Source organism: Streptacidiphilus jeojiensis, from assembly GCF_042510965.1.
Classification (GTDB): Bacteria; Actinomycetota; Actinomycetes; order Streptomycetales; family Streptomycetaceae; genus Streptacidiphilus; species Streptacidiphilus jeojiensis.
The window spans coordinates 73,859-97,133 of sequence record NZ_JBEUKS010000022.1 but is presented as its reverse complement, the minus strand read 5'-3'; the positions used below and the strand labels follow the sequence as shown (position 1 = coordinate 97,133).

Annotated in this window: 21 protein-coding genes; 9 read left to right on the top strand and 12 right to left on the bottom strand. The window is 72.0% G+C overall.

The genetic code is table 11. The annotated features are described in order from the left end of the window. A partial coding sequence (locus tag ABUW04_RS38680) for a DUF2510 domain-containing protein (protein WP_380568963.1) occupies positions 1-796 on the bottom strand: 796 nt, incomplete at its 3' end. Positions 797-1,037: 241 nt separating this feature from the next. Between ABUW04_RS38680 and ABUW04_RS38675 the strand changes: the two genes are divergently transcribed. Further along, a complete protein-coding gene (locus ABUW04_RS38675; RefSeq protein WP_084715079.1) occupies positions 1,038-1,514 on the top strand; it encodes an SsgA family sporulation/cell division regulator in 477 nt (158 codons plus the stop codon). A gap of 68 nt (positions 1,515-1,582) precedes the next feature. On the opposite strand, the gene ABUW04_RS38670 is transcribed toward ABUW04_RS38675, so the two are convergent. The 4 genes from ABUW04_RS38670 to ABUW04_RS38655 all read right to left on the bottom strand — a co-directional run bounded on the left by ABUW04_RS38670 (position 1,583) and on the right by ABUW04_RS38655 (position 7,162). Continuing rightward, a complete protein-coding gene (locus tag ABUW04_RS38670) occupies positions 1,583-2,989 on the bottom strand; it encodes a glycosyltransferase 87 family protein (protein WP_380568962.1) in 1,407 nt (468 codons plus the stop codon). A 183-nt stretch (positions 2,990-3,172) separates the two neighbouring features. Further along, positions 3,173-4,741, bottom strand: a complete 1,569-nt coding sequence (locus tag ABUW04_RS38665) for a cellulose binding domain-containing protein (protein ID WP_380568961.1) — start codon at positions 4,739-4,741, stop codon at positions 3,173-3,175. A 250-nt stretch (positions 4,742-4,991) separates the two neighbouring features. Then, positions 4,992-6,461, bottom strand: a complete 1,470-nt coding sequence (locus tag ABUW04_RS38660) for a sensor histidine kinase (protein WP_380568960.1) — start codon at positions 6,459-6,461, stop codon at positions 4,992-4,994. Beyond that, positions 6,458-7,162, bottom strand: coding sequence for a response regulator transcription factor (locus ABUW04_RS38655; protein ID WP_030260540.1), 705 nt, complete (start codon positions 7,160-7,162; stop codon positions 6,458-6,460). The genes ABUW04_RS38660 and ABUW04_RS38655 overlap by 4 nt, the downstream gene beginning before the upstream one ends. A gap of 46 nt (positions 7,163-7,208) precedes the next feature. Between ABUW04_RS38655 and ABUW04_RS38650 the strand changes: the two genes are divergently transcribed. Continuing rightward, positions 7,209-7,766, top strand: a complete 558-nt coding sequence (locus ABUW04_RS38650; protein ID WP_030260541.1) for a hypothetical protein — start codon at positions 7,209-7,211, stop codon at positions 7,764-7,766. A 69-nt stretch (positions 7,767-7,835) separates the two neighbouring features. Here the strand turns inward: ABUW04_RS38650 and ABUW04_RS38645 are convergent, their stop codons facing one another. The 3 genes from ABUW04_RS38645 to hppD all read right to left on the bottom strand — a co-directional run bounded on the left by ABUW04_RS38645 (position 7,836) and on the right by hppD (position 11,843). Next, a complete protein-coding gene (locus ABUW04_RS38645) occupies positions 7,836-9,200 on the bottom strand; it encodes an FAD-binding oxidoreductase (protein WP_380568959.1) in 1,365 nt (454 codons plus the stop codon). A 35-nt stretch (positions 9,201-9,235) separates the two neighbouring features. Then, positions 9,236-10,624, bottom strand: coding sequence for a M1 family metallopeptidase (locus ABUW04_RS38640; protein WP_380568958.1), 1,389 nt, complete (start codon positions 10,622-10,624; stop codon positions 9,236-9,238). A gap of 82 nt (positions 10,625-10,706) precedes the next feature. Next, the gene (hppD, locus tag ABUW04_RS38635; RefSeq protein WP_380568957.1) at positions 10,707-11,843 is read right to left on the bottom strand and encodes a 4-hydroxyphenylpyruvate dioxygenase; all 1,137 of its coding nucleotides are present in this window, start codon (positions 11,841-11,843) and stop codon (positions 10,707-10,709) included. Between the two features lie 148 nt (positions 11,844-11,991). Between hppD and ABUW04_RS38630 the strand changes: the two genes are divergently transcribed. From ABUW04_RS38630 to ABUW04_RS38605, 6 genes are all read left to right on the top strand, one after another. Beyond that, a complete protein-coding gene (locus ABUW04_RS38630) occupies positions 11,992-12,471 on the top strand; it encodes an Lrp/AsnC family transcriptional regulator (RefSeq protein WP_380568956.1) in 480 nt (159 codons plus the stop codon). 32 nt (positions 12,472-12,503) lie between these two features. Next, entirely contained in the window at positions 12,504-13,151 is a 648-nt protein-coding gene (locus tag ABUW04_RS38625) for an ABC transporter permease (RefSeq protein ID WP_380568955.1), read from the top strand. A gap of 43 nt (positions 13,152-13,194) precedes the next feature. Further along, on the top strand, positions 13,195-14,469 hold the full coding sequence (locus tag ABUW04_RS38620) for a betaine/proline/choline family ABC transporter ATP-binding protein (protein ID WP_380568954.1): 1,275 nt from the start codon (positions 13,195-13,197) through the stop codon (positions 14,467-14,469). Next, a complete protein-coding gene (locus ABUW04_RS38615) occupies positions 14,466-15,212 on the top strand; it encodes an ABC transporter permease (protein ID WP_051726108.1) in 747 nt (248 codons plus the stop codon). Before ABUW04_RS38620 ends, ABUW04_RS38615 begins: the two co-directional genes overlap by 4 nt. Continuing rightward, entirely contained in the window at positions 15,209-16,186 is a 978-nt protein-coding gene (locus tag ABUW04_RS38610; protein WP_037596933.1) for a glycine betaine ABC transporter substrate-binding protein, read from the top strand. Before ABUW04_RS38615 ends, ABUW04_RS38610 begins: the two co-directional genes overlap by 4 nt. A gap of 114 nt (positions 16,187-16,300) precedes the next feature. Then, positions 16,301-16,828: a YbhB/YbcL family Raf kinase inhibitor-like protein gene (locus ABUW04_RS38605; RefSeq protein WP_380568953.1), complete on the top strand. Its 528-nt coding sequence runs from the start codon at positions 16,301-16,303 to the stop codon at positions 16,826-16,828. 28 nt (positions 16,829-16,856) lie between these two features. Here the strand turns inward: ABUW04_RS38605 and ABUW04_RS38600 are convergent, their stop codons facing one another. Both ABUW04_RS38600 and ABUW04_RS38595 read right to left on the bottom strand, forming a co-directional pair. Next, positions 16,857-17,678, bottom strand: a complete 822-nt coding sequence (locus ABUW04_RS38600) for a S16 family serine protease (RefSeq protein WP_037596977.1) — start codon at positions 17,676-17,678, stop codon at positions 16,857-16,859. Between the two features lie 150 nt (positions 17,679-17,828). Next, the gene (locus ABUW04_RS38595) at positions 17,829-18,479 is read right to left on the bottom strand and encodes an IclR family transcriptional regulator (RefSeq protein WP_030260563.1); all 651 of its coding nucleotides are present in this window, start codon (positions 18,477-18,479) and stop codon (positions 17,829-17,831) included. A gap of 400 nt (positions 18,480-18,879) precedes the next feature. Between ABUW04_RS38595 and ABUW04_RS38590 the strand changes: the two genes are divergently transcribed. After that, positions 18,880-19,713, top strand: coding sequence for a DUF3152 domain-containing protein (locus ABUW04_RS38590; RefSeq protein ID WP_380568952.1), 834 nt, complete (start codon positions 18,880-18,882; stop codon positions 19,711-19,713). 40 nt (positions 19,714-19,753) lie between these two features. Here ABUW04_RS38590 and ABUW04_RS38585 read toward each other — a convergent pair whose 3' ends face one another. Both ABUW04_RS38585 and ABUW04_RS38580 read right to left on the bottom strand, forming a co-directional pair. After that, positions 19,754-21,538, bottom strand: coding sequence for a DEAD/DEAH box helicase (locus tag ABUW04_RS38585; protein ID WP_084715087.1), 1,785 nt, complete (start codon positions 21,536-21,538; stop codon positions 19,754-19,756). Between the two features lie 120 nt (positions 21,539-21,658). Continuing rightward, entirely contained in the window at positions 21,659-23,071 is a 1,413-nt protein-coding gene (locus tag ABUW04_RS38580) for an MFS transporter (protein ID WP_380568951.1), read from the bottom strand. Positions 23,072-23,275: the final 204 nt, after the last annotated feature.

Sequence of the window (23,275 nt, the reverse complement as noted above, 5' to 3'; positions counted from 1 at the left end):
CCCCGGCCCCCGCTCCGCCGCCGGTGGCGGCGCTCGAACCGCTCGGCACCGGCCCCAGCGTCCGGACCGGCACCGCCGCAGCGGGGGCGGGCCGCCGGGGCGCGGGGGCGGGGCCGGGGGCCGGCGGGACGGGGACGGGGGCGGGGGCGGGGGCGGGGGTGGGAGCTGGAGCCGGCGCTTCAGGGGCCGTAGGTGCAGCAGGGGCCACAGGAGCAGCCTCCGCCACGACCCCCTGCGGGGCGGCCTGCGGCTCGGCGACGCCCCAGGAGACCCAGCGCGGGGCAGCCCCGGTCTCCATCAGGCCGCGCTGCTGCGCCGCGTCCGCGATCCACCGGCTGGCCGACTCCTCGGCCACGACCGCCGCCGGCGCCGCCGCCCGGGGTTCCGGCAACACCCCGGTCTCGTCCAGGAAGATCGGCCCGGACTGCTCGACGGCACCGGCACCGCCCAACGGGAGCAGCGGCGGCAGCGCCCGCTGCGGCACGAACGGCTCGGGTTCGGGCTCGGGTTCGGGCTCGACTGCAGGGACCTCCACCACCGCTTCCCGCTCCGGCTCCGGCTCGGGGCGTCCGCTGCGGACCGGCGGCGGTACGAACCGCATCGAGGGGCCGTTCTGCCGCGCCGCGGCCCTCGGCGGCGGCAGCACCTCGTCCGGCCCGGGCGCCGGGCGGCTGGTCCCCGGGAGCCAGCCCAGCCCGTCCCAGTAGCGGACGAAACCCGGGATGGAGGGGTCGGGGTAGTAGCCGGCCGAGGGACCGTCGGTCTCGGGGTCAGCGCTGGGTGGGACAGCCGTCATCGGATGCGACCTGCTCCGTCTTCGTCCGGGTTGCCGGGCGGCGGCGGTGCAGGCACCAGGCACGCCACGTCGTCGAGCAGTGACAAAGCGTAGTACCACCGTGGCCCGGTAAGGGCGAGATGTCCGACAAACCGCGAAAGAGGCGCACGGAGTGGTGTAAGAGTCCGGCCGCGCACCGCTCTCCTCCAGTACCGGGCGACGGAACGGCCGCCGCCGGATCCGCGGAGAAGAGGGAAGTGCCATGGACAGGGAGAACCCGGGAAGCGCGGGAACCGCGGGCGATGCCGAGGACGCGGAGGGCCAGGACGTCAGGGAGGTCAGGGAGGAGGTCAGGGTGAACCTGATCCTCTCGCCGGAGCGGAGCGTTCCGGTGCCGGCCCGGTTCCGCTACCTCGCCGACGACCCGTACGCCGTGCACATCACCTTCCACCTGGGCCAGGACTCCCCGGTGACCTGGGTGTTCGCCCGGGATCTGCTGGTGGAGGGGATGTTCAGGGCCTGCGGCCACGGCGACGTGCGGATCTGGCCGACCCGGCAGGGCGGCCGCAACGTCATCTGCCTGGCGCTCAGCTCACCGGCCGGCGACGCGCTGATCGAGGCCCCGGCGGGTGCGGTGGCCTACTGGCTGGAGAGCGCGCTGCGACTGGTGCCGCCGGGGCGGGAGGACGCGGGCCTGGACATGGACGGGGCCCTGGCCGCCCTGCTGGCCGGCCATTGATGCGTGTTCCCGCCCGCGCGCCCCCGGCCCGCCCCCGGCGCCCCGCCCCGCCCCGCCGCGCGGTCGCGTCAGCCGGCCAGCACGTCCTGCGAGGACGACCGCGCCTGCCCGGGGACCCGGCCGCCGGGGTGCTGCGGACCGGACGGCGGACCGGACGGCTTCCCGCGCAGCAGGTGCCGGCGCAGCCGCTCCCCCGCCAGGGCCAGGAAGGCCAGGCCGACCAGCGGGTAGAGCGCCGCGAAGGGCTGCAGCAGGTAGGAGATGTGCAGGTTGCTGAGGCCCTTGTGCGGGACCAGCCACATGGCGAAGGAGCAGAACGCCAGCCCGGTCGCGATCAGGGTGCCGCGCCAGACCCGGCGCCGCCGGGGCGTCCCGGCCCGGGCCCGCGCCCTGGCCCTGGACCGCTCCTCGGAGGCCTCGGCCGCCAGCAGCACCATCATCGGCACGCACCAGACCCAGTGGTGGGTCCAGCTGATCGGGGAGACCAGCACGGCGGTGACGGCGACGCACAGCACCGACCAGGCCCGGGCGCGGGGGAAGCCGACCGCGTTGCGGTGGATCCCGACGGCGACGGCCAGCCCGCCGATGCCGACGACCGCGGTCAGCAGCAGCGCGACGATCCCGCCGTCCGGGGTGTGCATCGCACGTTCGACCAGCCCGCGCAGGGACTGGTTGTCGACGATGTACTCCTTGCCGACCCGGCTGGTGTCGAAGACGTAGGTGGTCCAGAACGACCTGGAGGCGTCGGGCAGCAGCAGGAAGCCCAGCAGCATCGTCGCCAGGCAGGTCAGCCCGGCCGTGACGGCCGCCCTGATCCTGCCGCTGAGCAGCAGGTACACCGCGAACAGCCCGGGGGTGAGCTTGATCGCGGCGGCCAGGCCGATGGCGACGCCCTTGCTGCGCCGGGAGTCGGGCCGGGTGAGGTCGTAGAGCACCAGGACGCCGAGCACCAGGTTGATCTGGCCGTAGCGCAGCGTGGTGAACACCGGTTCCAGCCAGACGCCCAGGCCGACGACGAGGAAGACCAGGGCCGGACGCATGGCCTTGCGCGGCCAGTCGGCCAGCACGGCGGAGAGGTAGCCGAAGGCTCCCAGGACGACCAGGTTGCCCGCGGTGACCAGGATCCGCAGCGGGCCTACCGGCAGCCAGGCGGTGGGGGTGAACAGCATCGCGGCGAACGGCGGATAGGTGGCCGGGAGCTTCCACTCGCTGACCCGGATGTCGTAGAGGTTCCCGCCGTGGGCGACCGCGGACCCCTCGGCGCGGTAGACGACCATGTCCACCATGCTCACCCCGACCAGGTGCCGGACCAGGGCGTAGACGACCAGTGAGGCCAGGCCGACGCAGAAGGCGATCCGGGTCTCCCGGCGCGGCGCCTCCCGCAGCGCCCTCAGGACACCCTCGACGGCCGCCCGGGGGGCTGACGTCCTGCCGCCCTCGCGCACCTTTCCCGTGTCCCAACCGAGACTCGTCACGCAGCTTCTCCTTGTCACCAACCCTGCGTGACCCTAGCGGATCGCCGCTCCCGCCCGACGGGCCCATCAGGTAATCATGCCAGTTTGTGGACGAACCCATCCCACCCCCGGCGGGTCACCCCAGGAAAGACGGGCGGGGCCCCCGGGGTGGTTCCCCGGGGGCCCCGCATCGCCTACCCGACGTCAGCCGGTGTAAGCACCGAACGCCTTGGCGAAGGCGTACGTGGACTGCACGATGCTGCTGCAGCTGGCGTCGGCCCAGGTCTGGGCGCCGCCGGCGCACTGCTTGTCACGGGTGGCGGACCACATGGACAGCCAGGCGAGGTGCTTGGTCGAGGCGAAGGTCGCCAGCTGCTGGGCGTCGGCGACGGTGAAGACCTCGGTGCTGGTGTCGTTGACGCCGATCATCGGGGTCACCGCGACGTGCTTCCAGGCGTCCGCGTCGGAGAGCCCGAAGATGCTCTTGACCTGAGCCTGGGTGGCCGTGGCCGCGTCGATGGCGTAGGTGCCCATCCGGCCGCTGGGGCTGGGGGCCGCGCCGTCGCCGTAGTCCATGGCCATGATGTTGACGGCCGCGACGTCCACGCCGTTGCTCTTGGCGCTCTGCAGGATGTCGGTACCGGACTGGACCAGTCCGGACGGCAGCACCGGCAGGGTGTAGGAGACCTCCAGGGTCTTGCCGGCGGCCTTGGCAGTCGCCTGCAGCTGGGCGATGGCCTGGTTGCGGCGGGTGATCCCGGCGGTGTCGGTGGTCGCGCCGCCCTCGATGTCGAAGTCGATCTTCGTCAGCCCGTAGGTGTCGATGACCTTCTGGTACGCGGCCGCCAGCGAGGACACCGAGGTGCACGACTCGGCCAGCTCGGTGCCGTTGGCGCCGCCGAAGGAGACCCGGACGTCGCCGCCGGCCTTGCGCAGCGCGGCTATCTGGCCGGGGACCCCGGTGCTGTCCAGCGCGCTGACGCCGCCCCACTCCGGCGTGCAGGCGCTGCCGGCCAGGACGAAGGCGAGGTTGTAGTTCTTCGCCCCGCCGGCCGCCGAGGCGGCGGCGGTGTCGAACGCCGGGTACAGGGAGGTGTCGACATACGGGGAGAAGCCGCTGGTGGCGGCCGTGCCACTACCGGATCCGGTGGTGGCGGTGGCGCTGGGGGCGGGCGTCGCGGTCGCGGTCTTGGTCGGCGTCGCGGAGGCGCTGGCACTGGGCTTCGCGGTGGCGCTGGCACTGGCCGTGGGCTTGGCGCTGGCGGTCGCGCTCGGGGCGGCCGTGGTCGGCTGCCCGCTGGGGGTGGGGGCGCTGCCGGTGGAGCAGTCGGCGCCGTTGATGGCGCAGCCGGTCGGGGCGCCCGACCCGTTGACGACGAAGCCGACGACGGCGTGCTGCCCGGCGGTCAGGGTGCTGTCCCAGCTCGCCGGGGTCACGGTGATGTGCTGGCCGCTGGCCGTGTAGGTAGCGTTCCAGAGCGAGCTGATCTTCGCACCGGCCGGCAGGTCGAAGCTCAGCTTCCAGTTGCTGATGGTGCCGGAGCTGCTGTTGTCGACGTCGTACTGCCCCGTGTAGCCGCTGCCCCAGTTGCTGGTGGTCGAGTACACCGCGCCGACGGTCGCCGCGCTGGCACTGGCCGCAAGGGCGATCACGCTGCCGCCGACGAGGGCTGCCGCCGCGGCGGAGGCGCCGATGACGGTGGAGCGGCGGGAACGGCGCCGGCGCGAGCCTGCGGGCTTGGCCTGCTTGGACGACCTGGCATGTGACGACATACGGGAACTACCTCCGTCGGAGTACCTGGGGGGCCGGGCCCCGTGGGGGAAGGGCAGCGTGGCGGCGCCTTCCTGACACGGCGTCACCGACGGTCCTCGGACCCGGCCGAAGCCGACGCTATCGGCCGAAGGCGCGCCAGAACGGCTGCTCAGACAGGGGTAGAGGTCCCTTAGGACGCTGTTAAGGAACCCGCCGCTCCGCATCACCGGCCGCGGGGCCCGTCCCCGGGACCCCGGAACGGAATCCCGGCTACCGCACCAGGCGCACCCGGGGTGCGGGCCGACGGCGGCTGCGGGACCCCGGGGACCGGGTCCCGGTCGGTGCCGTCTGCAGCCGGATCCGGATCTCGCTCCCGCCCAGGATGGCCGAGCGCCCCACCTCGACCTCACCGCCGGTCGACTCGGCGACCCGGCGCACGATGTCCAGGCCGAGGCCGGTGGAGCCGGCCCCGCCCGCGCCGTGGCCGCGGCGCAGCGCCGCCTCGGTGTCGGCGATGCCGGGACCGGCGTCGGAGACCATCACGATGACCGCGTCGGCGGCCCGGTGCACGTCGACGGCGAAGGCGGTGCCCTCGGGGGTGTGCCGGAAGATGTTGCCCAGCAGCGAGTCCAGGGCCGCGCCCAGGTCGGCCGTGGCCACCGGCACCAGGGCCGGCGGCGCGTCGGAATCGGCGCCGGACAGTCGCCAGTCCCGGCCCTCGTCCTCGGCGAGCGCGGACCAGAAGGCCACCCGGTCCCTGATCGCCTCGGCGGCGTCGCAGGACAGCGGCGCCGGCGCGGCGTCGTCGTCGGCCCCGGTGCCGGCACCCGTGCCGTCGCCGGGGATCAGCCCCTGGCTGCGTCCGCGGGCGGTGTGGATGATCTGGTCGACCTCGCGTTCCAGCTGGTCCACCGCGTGCCGGGTCTGCTCGGCGACATCGCCCTGCCCCAGTGCGGCGGCGTTCAGCCGCAGCACCGTGAGCGGGGTGCGCAGCCGGTGCGACAGGTCGGCGGCGAGCTCGCGCTCGGCGGCGACCAGCCGCACCACTCGGTCGGCCATGGCGTTGAAGGCGGCGGCCGCGTCCCGCAGCTCCGGCGGGGAGTCGTCCGCCTGCGGGACCCGTACCGCCAGGTCGCCGGCGCCCAGCGCCCGCGCGGCGCCGGCCAGCCGGCGGGCCGAGCCGACGATCCTGGTGCCCAGCCGGTCGGCGACCAGCACCGAGATCAGCACCAGCACCACCGCCACCCCGGTCAGCACCAGCCAGGCGGCGACGACCCCCTGACTGAGCGTCGCGTTGGGGATGAACACCTCCACCACGGCGATGCCGCCGCTGCCGACCGCGACCGGTTCGAGGTAGGCGAAGCCGCCCGGGACCCCGGTGCTGACCGGGTGTCCGGCGGCGGCGGCGCCGAGGATCTGGTCGCTGGTGGCGCGGGGCGTGCCGATGGTGGTGAGCCCGGTGACCCGGGTGCCGCTGCCGTCGGCCACCGCGGTGTGGCCGGGGACGTGCACCGCCATCATCCCGGCCGCCCCGGCCTGGGTGCTGGCCAGCGCCCGGGTCAGCTCACCGGGGTCGCCGGTGATGGCCAGCGCCGGACCGATGGCGGCCGCCTGCCGCTCGGCCCCGCTGAAGGCGCGGTCGCGGGCGGTCTCCCGGACCATCAGACCCAGCGGCAGCAGGAAGGCCAGCGCGACCATGGTGGTGACCGCGACGCAGACCTTCACCAGCGCCCACCTCACGGTGCCGACCCCGGTCTCGGTCCGGTGGGCACGTCCAGCCGGACGCCCACCCCACGCACGGTGTGCAGGTAGCGCGGCCGTGACGCGGTCTCACCGAGTTTGCGGCGCAGCCAGGACAGGTGCACGTCGATGGTCTGGTCGGTCCCGTACGGCTGGCGCCACACCTCGGCGAGCAGCTCCCGCCGGGAGACCACCACGCCGGGGCGGGCGGCCAGGAAGGCCAGCAGGTCGAACTCGCGCCGGGTCAGGTCGAGCGCGGCGCCGTCCAGCAGCACTTCGCGCCGCTGCAGGTCGATCCGCAGCCCGCCGACCTGAAGGTGCTGTCCGGCGCCCGCGGTCGCGCCGGAGCGGCGCAGCACCGCGGCCATCCTGGCGCTGAGGTGCTCCCCGGAGAAGGGTTTGACCAGGTAGTCGTCGGCCCCGGCGTTGAGCAGCCGGACGATCTCGTTCTCGTCGTCCCGCGCGGTGGAGATGATCACCGGGACGTCGGTGAGGCCGCGGATCATCTTCAGCGCCTCGCTGCCGTCCAGGTCGGGCAGGCCGAGGTCGAGGATCACCACGTCGCAGCCGACCTGGGCGACCTCGCGCAGCGCCTCCAGCGCGGTGCCGACGCTGCGCACGGCATGGCCCGCCCCGGTCAGGTGCCGGATCAGGGCGGAGCGCACGAACGGGTCGTCCTCGACCACCAGGACAGTTGCCATGAACAGTGAAGGTAGCCCATTCGGGTTAACCGCCATACTGATGCCCGTGCGCAGAGGACTGGTACGGGCAGCGGCATGGACCGGAGCGACCGCAGCGGCGGTGTCCGTGTCCTGGTTCGGCGTGCACCGGGTGCTGCGCGACGGCACCTACGAGCAGCCCAGCGCCCTGGTGGCGGTGGCCGACCCCTCCAGCGCCTCGCCCACTCCCCCGCCGCTGCCGACCTCCATCGGCTCGGCGGTGACCATCCCGTCCCCGAGCCCGTCCGCGACGCCGTCCGCCGGGCCGAGCCGCTCCGCGACGCGGTCGCACACCCCGACGGCCTCCGCGTCCCCCTCAGCCAGCCCCTCGCCGAGCCCCTCCGCGAGCGCCGCCGGCACCATCCAGACCTTCACCCGCCCCGGCGGCCGCATCGTCATCGACATGGGCACCACCTCGGCCAGCATCGTCTCGGTCACCCCCGACCCCGGCTGGTCCTGGCACCAGTGGGTCACCGACACCTGGCTCCGCGTCGACTTCCAGCAGGACGGCGGCGCCGGCACCGACTCCATCTTCTACGTCACCTGGAACGGCCACCCCCCACTGGTCCAGACCGGCTCCAGCTGAGCCCCGAAAGGGGCGCGGGGCTGTGTCTTTTACTGCGCGCGCGCCCAGCCCACCACCAGCGTGCACCGCTCAGAAGACCTTCCCCGGGTTCAACAACCCCAACGGATCGAACGCCGCCTTGATCCGCCGCTGCAGAGCCACCCCCACCGGCCCGATCTCCCGCGCAAGCCACTCCCGCTTGAGCAGCCCCACCCCGTGCTCCCCGGTGATCGTCCCGCCCAGCTCCAGCCCCAGCGCCATGATCGCGTCGAACGACTCCCGCGCCCGCGCGGTCTCCTCCGGGTCGGACGCGTCGAAGACCACCACCGGGTGCGTGTTCCCGTCGCCCGCGTGGGCGACCACCCCGATGGTGAGGTCGAATCGCTCGGCGATCGCGGCCACCCCGTCGATCATCGCGGCCAGCTCCGACCTGGGTACCGCCACGTCGTCGACCATGGTGGTGCCCAGGGTGTCCATCGCGGTCAGCGACAGCCTGCGGGCCTGGAGCAGCAGCTCCGACTCCGCACTGTCGGCCGCCGGGACGACCTCGGTCGCGCCGTACGCCGTACAGATCTCCCCGGCGGCGGCGAGGTCGGCGACCGGGTCGAGGGTGTCGAAGGCGATCAGCAGCAGCGCCGCGGTGGAGTCCGGCAGGCCCATCTGGGCCAGTGAGTTGACGGCCCGTACCGAGACCGTGTCCATCAGCTCCATCAGTGAGGGGGTGAAACCGGCCTCCATCACCGCGCAGACCGCCACACACGCGGCGGCCGTGCTGGGGAACTCGGCCGCGAGCGCCAGCTGCGGGGGCGGGCTGGGCCGCAGCGCCAGGGTGGCGCCGACGACGACGCCCAGGCTGCCCTCGGAGCCGACCAGCAGCCGGGTGAGGTCGTACCCGGCGACGCCCTTGGCGGTACGGCGCCCGGTCCGCAGCAGTTCGCCGTCGGCCAGCACCACGTCCAGGCCCAGCACGTACTCGCTGGTGGTGCCGTACTTGACGCAGCACAGGCCGCCCGAAGCGGTGCCGATGTTGCCGCCGATGGTGCAGCTCTCCCAGCTGGACGGGTCCGGCGGGTAGGTCAGCCCGTGCACCCCCACGGCCTGCGACAGCGCCGCGTTGACTACGCCGGGCTCGACCACCGCGATCCGGTTCACCGGGTCGATCTCCAGGATCCGGTTCATCCGCACCAGGGACAGCAGGATGCAGCCGTCCACCGCGTTGGCCGCGCCGGAGAGCCCGGTGCGCGCCCCCTGCGGGACCACCGGGACCCGCAGCGCGGTCGCGGTCCGCATCACATGCCTGACCTGGTCGACCGTGTCCGGGAACACCAGCACCGCCGGGTTCCCGCTGGAGCAGAACCCCGCCATGTCCTGGCGGTAGGCGGCGGTCACCTCGGGGTCGGTGACGACCGCCGCTTCCGGCAGTCCCTCCCTGAGCAGGTCGACCAGGTCACTCATGGCTGTGTTCTCCCAGCTGGGTGCACGATTACCGATTACAGCGTCGCGGGCTTGCCCTGCCCATACAGCCAGGTCGCGAACAGCGAGTCCAGCTTCCTGCCGGAGATCTTCTCGCTGAGCGCGATGAACTGCGCGGTGTCGCCGTGGCCGTAGCGGCGGTCGCCGGCCCAGCTCCGCAGGATGGTGAAGAAGGCCCTGTCGCCGACGCGCTCGCGGAGCTTCTCCAGCACCATCGCGCCGCGCTCGTAGGGCGGCGTGCCGAAGATGTTGGCGGCCTCTCCCGGGTCGCCGGCCGGGAAGGCCCAGAGGTCGTTGCCGGCCGGCAGGGCGTAGTCGGTGGCGAGCCGCTGGGCGGTGCTCGGGCCGCCGTGCTGGGCGTCCCAGAGCCATTCGGCGTAGGTGGCGAAGCCCTCGTTCAGCCAGATGTCCTTCCAGCGGTCCAGGCTGACCGAGTCACCGAACCACTGGTGCGCGGTCTCGTGGACCAGGGTGTCGAGGTCGGGCGCCCGGTCGTAGATCGGCCTGGTCTGGGTCTCCAGGGCGTAGCCCACGCCGTGGGCGTGCTCGACGATGGCGCCGGCCGCGTCGAAGGGGTACGGCCCGAAGAGCTTGCTCTCCCAGGCGATCACGGCCGGGATCCGGGCCAGCACCGGGGCCGCCGCCTTGGCCTCGGCCGGGTCGACGGCGTTGTAGACGGGGAGGCCGGAGGCGGTCCGGTAGCTCTGCACCTGGAACTTCCCGATGCTGGCGGTGGCCAGGTAGGCGGCCATCGGGCTGGTCTCGCGCCAGTCGAAGGTGGTGCGGCCGTGGCTGCTGCGCCGGTTCTGCAGGCGGCCGTTGGAGACGGCGGTCCAGCCGTCCGGGACGGTGACCGAGACCTGGTAGGTCGATTTGTCGAGGGGGTGGCTGTTGCTGGGGAACCAGGTCATGGCGCCCTGCGGCTCGCTCGCGACGAACACCGAGCCGTCCTTCTGCACGATCCAGCCGTCGGCCGAGCCGTCCGGGTCGGTGACGTCCTTCGGCACCCCCGCATACGTGATCGTGGTCGTGAAGGTGCGGCCCTTGGGCAGCGCGTGCGCCGGCGTGACCTTGAGCTTCACTCCGCTGCGGCTGAAGGCCACCGCCCGCCCGTCGATCCGGACGCTGCTGACGGTCAGTCCGGAGAGGTCCAGGTCGAAGGAGCTCAGGTTCTGGGTGGCCCTGGAGGTGAGCACCGCCGTCGCGTCCAGGTGCCGGGACGCCGGTGTGTAGCCGAGGCCGATCCGGTACTGGACGACGTGGTAGCCGCCGTCCCCGGACTGCGGGAAGTAGGGATCCCCGGCGGTGGGGGCGCCGGGCGTGGCGCCGCCCCCCTGGGAGGCACCTGCCAGGAGGGCGGCGAGCACGGGGGTCGCGGCGAGGGCGAGGAGGCGGCGAGCGATCATCTGTGCAGCCTAGAACTGATGATCTGTCATCGCCCGCAGGTTCACCTGAATGACCCTCTGAACGGCCGCGTCCGAGGGGACGTCACAGATTGCCGCGGCGCTCCTGCTCCCGCTCGATCGCCTCGAACAGCGCCTTGAAGTTGCCCTTGCCGAAGCCCATCGAGCCATGGCGCTCGATCAGCTCGAAGAAGACCGTCGGCCGGTCCTGCACCGGCTTGGTGAAGATCTGCAGCAGGTAGCCGTCTTCGTCCCGGTCGGCCAGGATCTTCAGCTCGCGCAGCTGCTCCAGCGGCACCCGGGTCTCGCCGACCCACTCGCCCAGGGTGTCGTAGTAGGAGTCCGGGGTGTCCAGGAACTCCACCCCGGCCAGGCGCATCGCCCGTACCGTCGCCACGATGTCGTTGGTCGCCAGGGCGAGGTGCTGGACGCCGGGGCCGCCGTAGAACTCCAGGTACTCGTCGATCTGCGACTTCTTCTTGGCCGCGGCCGGCTCGTTCAGCGGGAACTTCACCTTGCGGCTGCCGTCCGCGACCACCTTGGACATCAGCGCGGAGTACTCGGTGGCGATGTCGTCGCCGACGAACTCCTTCATGTTGGTGAAGCCCATGACCCGGTTGTAGAAGGACACCCACTCGTCCATCCGCCCCAGCTCCACATTGCCCACGCAGTGGTCCACCGCCTGGAACCAGCGCCCTTCGGGGGACACCCCCGAACCCCCGCTCCGCGCGGGCGGCTCCACCAGCGGTCCGCGCCCCACGAAGCCGGGCAGGTAGGGGCCGTCGTAGCCGCTGCGGTCGACCAGGGTGTGCCGGGTCTCGCCGTAGGTGGCGATGGCGGCCAGCACCACCGTGCCGTGGTCGTCCTTGAGCTCGTACGGCTCCGCCAGGCTGGTCGCGCCGTGGCCGACGGCGTAGGCGTGGGCCGCGTAGACGTCGGGGACCTCGATGGCCAGGTCGACCACGCCGTCCCCGTGCGCGGCGACGTGCTGCGCCAGGAAGACCCCGCGCTCGGTGGCCGCCTTTACCACCGAGGTGAAGACGAAGCGGGCCGAGCCCGACTCCAGCACGTACGAGGCGGTCTCCCGCTCGCCGGTCTCCGGCCCCTGGTAGGCGACCAGCCGCATGCCGAAGGCCGTGGAGTAGTAGTGCGCGGCCTGCTTGGCGTTGCCGACCGCGAAGACGATCGCGTCCATGCCCTTCACGGGAAACTCGTCAGTCATGGCGTCCTCCAGCTGTGGGGTGCGGATGCCGGTACCGTCTCGCCCCGGTGGGGACTGCGCAACCGTCCCGCGAAACACTGAACACGCTGTACAGCAGAGCCAGCTATACCCCATTCTCTGTGTACATTCTGCCCACCTGGAGCCGTCCATGCCCACCGCATCCGGAATCGACCCGCTGGACGCCGCGCTGCTGGCGCTGCTCGCCGAGGAGCCCCGGCCCGGGGTGCTGGAGTGCTCGCGCCGGCTCGGGGTCGCGCGCGGCACCGTCCAGGCCCGACTCGATCGGCTGCGGGCCAACGGGGTGATCCGCAGCTCGGCCCCGCAGCTGGACCCGGCCGCCCTCGGCTACCCGGTCACCGCCTTCGCCACCCTGGAGATCTCCCAAGGTCAGGGCGCCGATGTCCGGGCCCATCTGGCCTCCGTGCCGGAGGTGCTGGAACTGCACACCATCACCGGCCAGGGCGACATGCTCTGCCGCATCGTGGCCCGCTCCAACGCCGATCTCCAGCGGGTGATCGACCGGGTTGTGGGGTTTGATGGCATTGTCCGGGCTTCCACCGCGATTGCCCTGGAGAATCCGGTTCCGTTCCGCGTGCTTCCACTGGTGGAACAGGCCGCCGGGGACTGACGACACGGCAGAGAGGCGGGAGGGAGGGCCGAGTGAACTTCTGGGACTACGTCAGCAGCCGCCAGGACCAGCTGATCTCGGACACCTACCAGCACGCCAGCGCGGTGTTCCAGTGCATGGTCGTCGCCGTGGTCCTCGGGGTCGGCATCGGCGCGCTGACCTACCGCAGCGACCGGGCCGGCCGGATCGCCACGCTGGCCACCGGCACCATCCTCACCATCCCCTCCTACGCCCTGCTCGGCCTGCTGATCCCGGTGCTGGGCCTCGGCGTACCGCCGACCGTCACCGCCCTGGTGCTCTACGCGCTGCTGCCGATCGTGCGCAACTCGGTGGTCGGGCTGCGCGGGGTGGACCCGGCGCTGGTGGACGCCGCGCGCGGGATCGGGATGACCGGGCTGGCCCGGCTGGTCCGGGTGGAACTGCCGATCGCCTGGCCCACCATCCTCACCGGCATCCGGGTCTCCACCCAGATGAGCATGGGCATCCTGGCCATCGCCGCCTACGCCTCGGGCCCGGGGCTCGGCAATGAGATCTTCAGCGGGATCGCCAGCCTCGGCAGCGCCAACGCACTCAACGAGGTGGTCGCCGGAACGGTGGGCATCGTCCTGCTCGCGTTCATCTTCGACGCCGCCCTGGTGCTGCTGGGGCGCCTGACCGTATCGGCGGGTATCCGTGCCTGACGCCTCGTCACGCCCTTCGACAAGCGAGCCCGCGGCCGCCCCCGTGGTCACCAATGACGCGCCGATCACCGGGGCGACCATCGAGCTGGAGAACCTGACCAAGCGCTACCCGGGCAACCCCAACCCCTCGGTGGACTCGGTCAGCATGGAGATCGGCGCCGGCGAGACGGTGATCCTGGTCGGCCCGTCCGGCTGCGGCAAGAGCACCACCCTGCGCATGATCAACCGGCTGATCGAGCCCAGCTCCGGACGGATCAGGATCAACGGCGAGGACGTCACCGACATCGACCCGGTGAAGCTGCGCCGCCGGATCGGCTACGCCATCCAGTCCTCCGGACTGTTCCCGCACCTCACCGTGGCCGAGAACATCGCCCAGGTGCCGCGGATGATCGGCTGGGGCAAGCAGCGGATCAAGGACCGGGTCGAGGAGATGCTGGACCTGGTCGGTCTGGACCCCCGGGAGTTCCACGACCGCTACCCGCGCCGGCTCTCCGGCGGCCAGCAGCAGCGCGTCGGCGTGGCCCGCGCCCTGGCCGCCGACCCGCCGGTGCTGCTGATGGACGAGCCCTTCGGCGCGGTGGACCCGATCACCAGGGACCACCTCCAGGACGAGCTGATCCGGCTCCAGCACGAACTGCACAAGACCATCGTCTTCGTCACCCACGACTTCGACGAGGCCATCAAGCTGGGCGACCGCATCGCGGTGCTGCGCGAGCAGTCGCACATCGCCCAGTTCGACACCCCCGAGGCGATCCTCACCAACCCCGCCGACGACTTCGTCTCCGGGTTCGTGGGCGCCGGCGCGGCGCTCAAGCGGCTCAACCTCACCCGGGTGCGCGACGTCGGCATCGTCGACTTCCCCGCCGTGACCGTGGACGAGCCGCTGCAGGACCTGTTCGACCGGTTCCGCAGCGGCGGCTCCAACGAGATCCTGCTGCTGGACCGGCGCTCCCGGCCCTACAAGTGGCTGCGCCGCGGCGACCTGATGCGGGCCCGGGGCTCGCTGGCCCGGGCCGGCGCACTGGTCAGCCACACCGTCAGCGCGGATGCCACGCTGCGCGACGCGCTGGAGGCGGTCCTCACCGACAACGGCGGCCGGGTCGCGATCACCGGACGGCGCGGCGAGTACGTCGGCGTGGTCGACATGGAGACCCTGCTGAACTCGGTCCACGAGCTATTGGAGGCGGACCGGCTCACCGCCCTGGAGCACCGCGAGGAGCTGGCCGAGCTCCAGGAGTCGCAGCAGCACCAGCGGTCCGCCCTGGAGGGCGAGCCCGGGGGCGGTGCGGCCGACGGAGCGGGGGGTGAGCACCCGTGAAGTGGGACCGGATCACCAAGGGCAAGCTGCTGGTCACCCCGCTGGTGCTGCTCGCGCTGCTGCTGGCGCTGTACCTGTGGATCACCAACGTCAGCCTGGACTCCATCGAGAAGAACTCGCTCAACGGCGGCCAGGTCCGGCTCTACCTCTGGCAGCAGATCGAACTGACCGCGATCTCCACCTTCTTCGTGCTGGTCATCGCGCTGCCGCTGGGCATCCTGCTGAGCCGCGGGTTCGCCCGCCCGGCCGCCCCGGTGGCCATCGCACTGGCCAACCTGGGCCAGGCCACCCCCGCCATCGGCCTGCTGGCGCTGCTCACCTTCTGGCTGGGCATCGGCCAGCGCACCGCCCTGATCGGCATGGTCGCCTACGCGGTGCTGCCGGTGCTCAGCAACACCATGGCCGGGCTGCGGGCCATCGACCCCACCCTGCTGGACGCCGCCCGGGGCATCGGGATGTCCCCGGTGGGGGTGCTCGGCCGGGTGGAGCTGCCGCTGGCGGTGCCGCTGATCCTGGCCGGGGTCCGTACCGCGCTGATCCTCAACGTCGGCACCGGCACCCTGGCCGCCTTCGCCGGCGGCGGCGGTCTGGGCAATCTGATCACCGCCGGGATCACCACCCAGCGCACCCGGGTGCTGATCGTCGGCGCGGTGCTGACGGTCTGTCTGGCCCTGCTGGTGGACTGGCTCGCCTCGCTCGCCGAGCTCCAGCTCAGCCCGCGCGGCCTGGAGGTGCACCAGTGAGGCCCCGCACCCTGGCCCTCCCGCTCGCGCTGCTGCTCCCCTTCGCCCTCTCCGGCTGCGGCCTGCACAGCGGCACCGAGATCCCCGAGGACCTGGTGCCGGGGTCGCTGGGCCAGGGCCAGCCGCTCAAGGGCGTCAACCTGACCATCGCGTCCAAGAACTTCACCGAGAACGTCATCCTCGCCGAGATGATCGGGCTGGTCTGGACGGCCGCCGGGGCCCATGTGATCGACAAGACCAACATCTCCGGCTCCATCGGAGCCCGGCAGGCCATCGTCTCCGGCACCGCCGACGCGATGTACGAGTACACCGGCACCGGGTGGATCACCTACCTCGGCAACACCGAGCCGATCACCGACCCGCAGAAGCAGTGGCAGGCGGTCCACGACGCGGACCTGAAGAACGGCGTCACCTGGCTGCCCCAGTCCCGGCTCAACGACACCTACGCACTGGGCGGCAACGCGACCAACATCGCCAAGTACCACCTGAAGACGCTGTCCGACGTCGCCGCCCTGTCCCACTCCAACCCCTCGGCGGTGACGCTCTGCGTCGACAACGAGTTCGCCGTCCGCGACGACGGCCTCACCGGCATGGAGAAGGCGTACGGCATGAGCATCCCCAAGTCCAACATCAGGACGATGGACGCCGGGATCGTCTACACCACCCTGTCCGCCGGCAGCGCCTGCCTGCTCGGCGACGTCTACAGCACCGACGGCCGGATCCCGGCGCTGGGGCTGAAGGTGCTCGACGACGACAAGCACTTCTTCCCCAACTACAACGCGGCCCCGGTGCTGCCCACCAGGACGGTGCAGAGGTACCCGCAGATCCCGGCGCTGCTGAACCCGCTCTCGGCGAAGCTGGACAACACCGTCGCCCAGAGCCTCAACGGCAAGGTGGACGTGGACGGCCAGGACCCGCGGGCGGTGGCCCGACAGTGGCTGATCGACCAGGGCTTCGTGAAGCCCAAGAGCTGATCCTCCCTCAACCCTTGATCGATCATTGGTCCGTACCTATGGTCTTCACAGCAAGGCCACTGGTCCATACCTGTCGGATCGCATCATCGGATCGCATCACTGGGGGAATCCGCCGTGCACCGCACCACCGTCCGCACCGCCGCGCTCGTCGCACCGCTGCTGGCCCTGGCCGGCTGCGGCAGCAGTTCCGCCCCGGCCCAGAGCTCCACCCCGGCGGCGATCACCCTGACCAGCAGCGCCTTCGCCGACTCGCAGACCATCCCGGCCCAGTACACCTGCTCGGGCACCGGCACCATCCCGCCGCTGAGCTGGACCGGCGTCCCCAAGGACACCGCCTGGCTGGCCCTCTACATGGAGGACACCAGCGCCGCCGACCTGACGCACTGGTACACCGTCGAGATACCGGCGGGCACCACCGGGGTCACCGAGGGGCAGCAGCCGCAGGGGCACATCGTCACCACGTACCTGCCGCCGTGCCCCGAGGGCGGCACCGAGGACGACTACGTCTTCACGGTCTACGCCCTGCCGAAGGGCTACTCCCCCACGAAGATCGGCAAGGTCATCGCCTTCGACCCGACCGGACTGCACGCCCACGCCATCGGCGAGGGCACGCTGACCGGCACCTTCTACCGCAAGCCCTGAGGCACGCCCGGCCGGTCGGTCCGGCCGGTCAGCAGGACGGGACGGTGCCGGTCCCCTGCTGCAGCGCCTTCAGCGCGTTGACCGCCTGGCCCAGGGTGTCCACCGGGACCAGCCGCAGACCGGCCGGGGTGTTCGCCCGCGCGTCCGAGCACTCGGAGCTGGGCACCAGGAACACCGTGGCGCCGTCCCTGGCCGCCGCCTTGGTCTTCAGCGCCACCCCGCCGACCTCGGAGACCTTGCCCGCGCCGTCGATCGCCCCGGTACCGGCGATGTTCGCGCCGTTGGTCAGGTCACCGGCCGCACCCGCCTTGCCGGTGCCGTTGCCGTCCAGCAGGTCGACGATCCCCAGGGTGAACATCAGCCCGGCGCTGGGACCGCCCACGCTGGCGAGGTTGATGGTCACCTTCACCTTGGCCGCGTCCAGGTGCAGGTAGCTCAGCGCGGCCGTGGTGGCGTCCGACTGCGACTCGGTCATCTCCTGCTGGTTGGTCGCATTGACCTGCTGCACGTTCTGGCCGGCCGGGTACACCGCGTCGTGCGGCACGACCGCCTCGCGCGGGTTCGGCCAGGCCCGGACCGCCTGCAGCAGGCTGACCGAATCCTGCGGCGCGGTCGCCTCGATCGTGGTCATCCGCAGCGCACCGCTGGTCTGCCGCACCGTCGCACCGGTGATGGTGATCACCTGCTGCGGCTGCTGTCCGTCCGACGCCTTCTCCGGGTAGCTGCCCAGCGTGTTGGCGGTGATCCCGGGATACATGATCGTGAACGGCAACGGCGCGAACGCCGCCACCCCGAGCAGCGCCACCACCACAGCGGCGCACACCGTCAGGACGACGGAACGACGGGACATCGACGAAGGCAGAGTGAACAGCACACCGCGCATCAAAACACACCGCCGTCGCCGACCCCTCATCGGCTCGCGGAGCGAGCCGTCAGGGGCGCGGGGAACTGCGCGGCCAACCCTCCACCGACGTAGGGCCGTCCACAGACCCGAACCACCTCACCGCAGCGCTTCCGCCACGTCCGCCGCAGCCTCTACGACCCGAGGTCCGACCCGCTCCGGCACCATCCCCCCGAGCATCACCACCCCGACGCACCCCTCGATCCCGCTCAGCCCCAGCAACGCCGCCGCCGCCCCGCAGGCCCCGGACCGCTCCTCGGCCCCGGTCGCGACGAACGGCGGCTCCGGCCGGGCCCCGTACGGCAGCGCCCGCGCAGCGAGGATCGCCCGGCCCGCGGCGTTCTCGTCCAGCTGGTGCCGCAGCCCGGTCCGGTAGGCCACGTGGAAGTCGGTCCAGCTCGGCTCCACCACCGCGACCACCAGCGCGTCGTTCCCGTCCACCAGCGTCAGGTGCGCCGTCGCGCCGAGGTCCTCGGCCAGGCTCCGCAGCGCGGGCAGCGCGGCCTCGCGCAGCAGCGGGTGCACCCGGTGGGCGAGCCGCAGCACGCCGAGGCCGACCCGGGCCCGGCCGCCGATGTCCCGGCGGACCAGACCGTGCTGCTCCAGGGTCGCCAGCAGCCGGTAGACCACGGTGCGGTTGACCCCGAGGCGCCCGGCGAGCTCGGTGACGGTGAGCCCCCGCTCGGAGTCGGCGAGGAGTTTGAGGACCTGGACGCCCCGGTCCAGGGTCTGTGAAGTCTCGGCGGTCACCGCCTGTGCTCCTCTTCCGCCGGATGTGTGGTGAGGGTGGACGCTAGTGAGCCGACACCGCCCAGCGGAAGGGGTTGTCCAGAATTCGGTCAGGATTCATCGCTGAGCGAGGAACCGACCGGGGCAAGGCGGGGCAACCGGACATCTCGCCTTACCGAACCGTGACCGAATCCATTTTGCTGTCAGGGACTTCAGGAACGTGTGCAACCATCCGCGTGACCCAGATGTATTCGCTGGTGCACCTCGGTTCCCTTCCCGCACAGAGAGTTCCTGACCCATGTCCCCTGGCTCCCGTCGCGCGTCAGCCCGCTCCGCTCCCCCGAGCGGCGGGCGCAGACGCGCGTCCGGGCGCGGGCGGCGCAGACCGAGACGGAGCTCCGCGCCCAAGGCCCTGGGCGCGATGGCACTGGTGGCGGTGCTCGGGGTCGGCGGCTACCTGCTGAACGGCTCGGGCAACACCAGGGCCACCGCCGCCGAGTCGAACCCGTCGACCCCGTCGGCCGCAGGCAGCGGCGGCGCTTCGACGGCGGGCAGCAGCTCCCCCGGCGCGCCCCGCTCGGCGGCCTCGCCCTCGGCCTCGAAGTCCGCCCCGGCTTCGACCTCGGCTTCGGCGTCAGCCTCCACCGCCGCCCTGCTGCCGACCAGCTGGCCCTCCTCGGGCCCGGGGACCTACACCTACGCGACCGGCACCACCAAGCGCTACGGGACGGGCACCCTCAAGCGCTACAAGGTCGCCGTGGAGAACGGCCTGGGGATCAGCGCCGCGCTGTTCGCCTCCGAGGTGGACGCCGTCCTGGACAACACCAAGCAGGGCTGGAGCGCCGGCGGCCTGTGGTCGTTCCAGCGGGTGGACTCCGGCCCGGTGGCCTTCACCATCTACCTGGCCTCGCCGGAGACCACCGACCGCCGCTGCCAGACCTTCGGCATCACCACCATCTTCGAAGTGCTGAAGGGCGGGGTGAACTGCAGCAACAGCGGCAACCAGGTGGCCGAGAACGTGGCCCGCTGGATCGACCTGACCCCTGCCTACAAGGGGCAGGCCGACCTCTACCACGCACTGGCGATCAACCACGAGGTCGGCCACTCGCTCGGCCACAACCACGTCACCTGCGCCGGCGTCGGGGATCCGGCGCCGGTGATGATGCAGCAGCTCAAGGGCATGAAGGGCTGCGTCGACAACGGCTGGCCCTACAGCACCTCGGGCACCTACATCACCGGCCCGGCGGCGCCCTGACCGGACACCCCGGACACCCCGGCCGGCCGCCGACCGGCCGTCAGGTGATCTTCGTGGCCCACTCCTGGATCTTCTTGATCCTCGCCTGGAGCTGACCCGCCGTCGCCTGCGCGGTGAGCGGCCCGCCGCAGACCCGCCGCAGCTCGTTGTGGATGGTGCCGTGCGGCTGGCCGGTGCGGTGGTGCCAGGCGCCGACCAGCCCGTTCAGCTCCTTGCGCAGCTCCTGCAGCTGCTTGTGGGTGACCACCGGACGCTTCTCGGCCGGCAGCTCGATCAGGTCGGCCTCCTCGGCCGGCTTGGCCTTGCTGCGCTGGATCTGCCGGGTCTGCCGCTTCTGCAGCAGTATCTGCACCTGGTCCGGTTCCAGCAGGCCGGGGATGCCGAGGTACTCCTCTTCCTCCTCCGAGCCGGCGTGCGCCTGCATGCCGAACTCATGGCCGTCGTAGAGCACCCGGTCGAAGACCGCGTCGGACTCCAGCGCCTCCCAGGGCAGCTCGTCCATGCCGCCGTCGGCCTCGTCCTTGGTCTTCTCGGCCTCGGCGAGCAGCGCGTCCTCCTCGTCGAAGAGGCCGTCCTCCTTGCTCTTCTTCCGGTCCAGGACGTGGTCGCGCTGCAGCTCCATCTCGTTGGCGAAGGTCAGCAGGGTCGGCACCGAGGGCAGGAAGACCGAGGCCGTCTCGCCGCGCTTCCTGGCCCGGACGAAGCGGCCCACCGCCTGGGCGAAGAACAGCGGTGTGGAGATCGAGGTGGCGTAGACCCCGACGGCCAGGCGCGGGACGTCCACGCCCTCGGACACCATCCGCACCGCGACCATCCAGCGCTGGGTGCCCTCGGAGAAGTCGGAGATCCGCTGGGAGGCCTCGGCCTCGTCGGACAGCACCAGGGTGACCTTCTCCCCGGTGATCTCCCTGATCATCTTGGCGTAGGCGCGGGCCACGTTCTGGTCGGTGGCGATCACCAGCCCGCCGGCGTCCGGGATCCCCTTGCGCACCTCGGTCAGCCGCTTGTCGGCCGCCCGCAGCACATTGGGCATCCACTCGCCCTGCGGCGCCAGTGCGGTCCGCCAGGCCTGGGCGATGGCGTCCTTGGTCATCGGCTCGCCGAGCCGCGCGGCGACCTCGTCCCCGGCCTTGGTGCGCCAGCGCATGTTGCCGCTGTAGGAGAGGAAGATCACCGGCCGGACCACATGGTCGTCCAGGGCGTGGCCGTAGCCGTAGGTGTAGTCGGCGACGCTCTTGCGGACCCCGTCGTTGCCGGCCTCGTAGCTGACGAAGGGGATCGGGTTGGTGTCGGAGCGGAACGGCGTCCCGGTCAGCGCGAGCCGCCGGGTCGCCGGCTCGAAGGCCTCGGCGCAGGCCTCGCCCCAGGACTTGGAGTCGCCGGCGTGGTGGATCTCGTCCAGGATCACCAGGGTCTTGCGCTGCTCGACCCGGTTGCGGTGCAGCATCGGGTTGACGCCCACGCCGGCGTAGGTGATGACGATGCCCTGGTAGTCGGGCGACAGCCGGCCGCTGCTGTAGGTCGGATCCAGCCGGATCCCTATCCGCGCCGCCGCCTCCGCCCACTGCTTCTTCAGGTGCTCGGTCGGCGCGACCACGGTGATCTGCTGCACCACGTGGTTGTGCAGCAGGTACGACGCCAGCGTCAGCGCGAAGGTGGTCTTCCCGGCGCCGGGCGTCGCCACGGCCAGGAAGTCACGCGGCTGCGCCTCGATGTAGCGCTCCATGGCGGCCTGCTGCCAGGCGCGCAGCTTCCCCGCGGTACCCCAGGGGGCCCGGCCGGGGAAGGCAGGGGACAGGTGGTGGGAGGCGGTTGCAGTACTCACGGTCTCCGGCAGGGTCGGCGGCAGGATGCAGTTCGGCTGGACGAACTTCGGCTGGACGAACTTCGAGGGTCTTCGGACAACCCGCCTACCCTACCGGGGCGATGTGTCGTACCCGCGTCTTCAGCTGTGCCGTTTCGCGGTGCGTCCGCTCACCACCGCTCCGACCAGGGCAATCGTCGCCATCACGGCGAAGATGGCGGCGAAACCGCCCTTGGTCCCGGTGCCCACCACCGAGAAGAGCACGCCGGCGAAGCCGACCAGGAGCACGTTCCCGAGCGCGTCGCTGACCTGGAGCGAGGCGGAGTTCTCACCGGTGTCGTCGGGGTCCGAGAGGCCCAGCATCAGCACCCCGACGCTGGCGATGGTCAGTCCCATGCCCATGCCGCCGACCGCCCAGGCGAACGCGACGGCGTACGGCGGGACGGCCGGGACCAGGGCGAGCCCGGCGCCGGCGATGGCCGCGGCCGACATCAGGAAGCCGGTGCGGATCAGCAGCCCGCGGTGCCGGTCGGCCCAGGAGCGGCCCTGGACCCAGGAGCCGAGCGCCCAGCTCAGCCCGCCGCTGGTGAGCGAGAGCCCGGCCAGGGTCGGCGACAGGCCGCGCTGGGTGACCAGCATCAGCGGGATGAAGGACTCGGCGGCGAAGAAGGTGCCGGCCGCGAGGCCGCGCAGCAGGATCACCGTGGGCAGGCCGCGCGCCGCGCGGAAGGTCCCGTGCGGCAGCAGCCTGCGGACGGCGGGGACGAGCAGCAGCAGTCCGGCCGCCGCCGGGATCAGCGCGTAGCCGTCCAGCAGCTGCCCCGCGTACTGGAGCAGCCCCGCGCCGACGGCCAGGGCCAGGGCGAACAGCAGCCGGCCGCGGTTCAGCGCCCAGCTGCGCCCGGAGTCGTCGCCGGCCTGCAGCCGGCGCAGCTGAGGGAGCATCAGCGAGACCGGCAGCAGCACCAGCACCGGGATGGACAGGAACACCCAGCGCCAGCCCAGGTGCTGGGTGACCGTCCCGGAGACCACCGGGCCGACGATCGAGGGGAGCACCCAGGCCGCCGAGAAGGCCGCGAAGACGGAGGGCCGCAGCCGCTCCGGGTAGGCCCGGCCGACGACCACGTACAGGGCCACGATCACCAGCCCGCCGCCCAGCCCCTGCACGGCCCGGCCGGCGACGAAGACGCCCATGTCCTGCGCGGTGCCCGCGACCAGCAGGCCGGCGCCGAAGGCGGCGATGCCGGCGCTGAGCGGTCCCAGCGGTCCGCGCTTGTCGCACCACTCCCCCGAGACCACCATGGCGAGCAGGCTGGCGGTGAAGAAGCCGGAGAAGGCGAAGGCGTAGAGCCCGAGCCCGTGCAGGGCCCGGGCGGCGACCGGCATCGCGGTGTTCACGGCCGTCGCCTCGAAGGCCACGAGCAGCACGGTGGACACGATGCCGAAGGTCAGCGCCCGGTACGGACCGCTCAGCACGGTCTCCTGGGCGGGCTCGGCTCCGGTCGCGGCGGGGTGGGTGGTGTGGGTGGTCACTGAAGCGAGTGTAAGGGTCATCTGCTGGGTTGACCCCTGTCGTGCGACCTAGTGCCACTGGTCCTTCCGCCCTAGGTCCGCATTCTTTTCCGAGAATCTGTTGACTGACACGGGGGTGAATACCGTAGAGTCAAATGCATCGAGCAGCACCGGAATAGCGACCCGAAGGAGGACCGATGAACACCAGCAGCATGGTTCGCGTCGGCACCTGTCGCACCCGGAGCC

Bases quoted from the DNA above. Each gene is read 5' to 3' on its own strand.
- ABUW04_RS38580 (WP_380568951.1), bottom strand. From the start codon at position 23,071: ATGACCCTTACACTCGCTTCAGTGACCACCCACACCACCCACCCCGCC.
- ABUW04_RS38645 (WP_380568959.1), bottom strand. From the start codon at position 9,200: ATGAGTGACCTGGTCGACCTGCTCAGGGAGGGACTGCCGGAAGCGGCG.
- ABUW04_RS38640 (WP_380568958.1), bottom strand. From the start codon at position 10,624: ATGATCGCTCGCCGCCTCCTCGCCCTCGCCGCGACCCCCGTGCTCGCC.
- ABUW04_RS38630 (WP_380568956.1), top strand. From the start codon at position 11,992: ATGCCCACCGCATCCGGAATCGACCCGCTGGACGCCGCGCTGCTGGCG.
- ABUW04_RS38675 (WP_084715079.1), top strand. From the start codon at position 1,038: ATGGACAGGGAGAACCCGGGAAGCGCGGGAACCGCGGGCGATGCCGAG.
- ABUW04_RS38655 (WP_030260540.1), bottom strand. From the start codon at position 7,162: ATGGCAACTGTCCTGGTGGTCGAGGACGACCCGTTCGTGCGCTCCGCC.
- ABUW04_RS38665 (WP_380568961.1), bottom strand. From the start codon at position 4,741: ATGTCGTCACATGCCAGGTCGTCCAAGCAGGCCAAGCCCGCAGGCTCG.
- ABUW04_RS38600 (WP_037596977.1), bottom strand. From the start codon at position 17,678: ATGTCCCGTCGTTCCGTCGTCCTGACGGTGTGCGCCGCTGTGGTGGTG.
- hppD (WP_380568957.1), bottom strand. From the start codon at position 11,843: ATGACTGACGAGTTTCCCGTGAAGGGCATGGACGCGATCGTCTTCGCG.
- ABUW04_RS38590 (WP_380568952.1), top strand. From the start codon at position 18,880: ATGGCACTGGTGGCGGTGCTCGGGGTCGGCGGCTACCTGCTGAACGGC.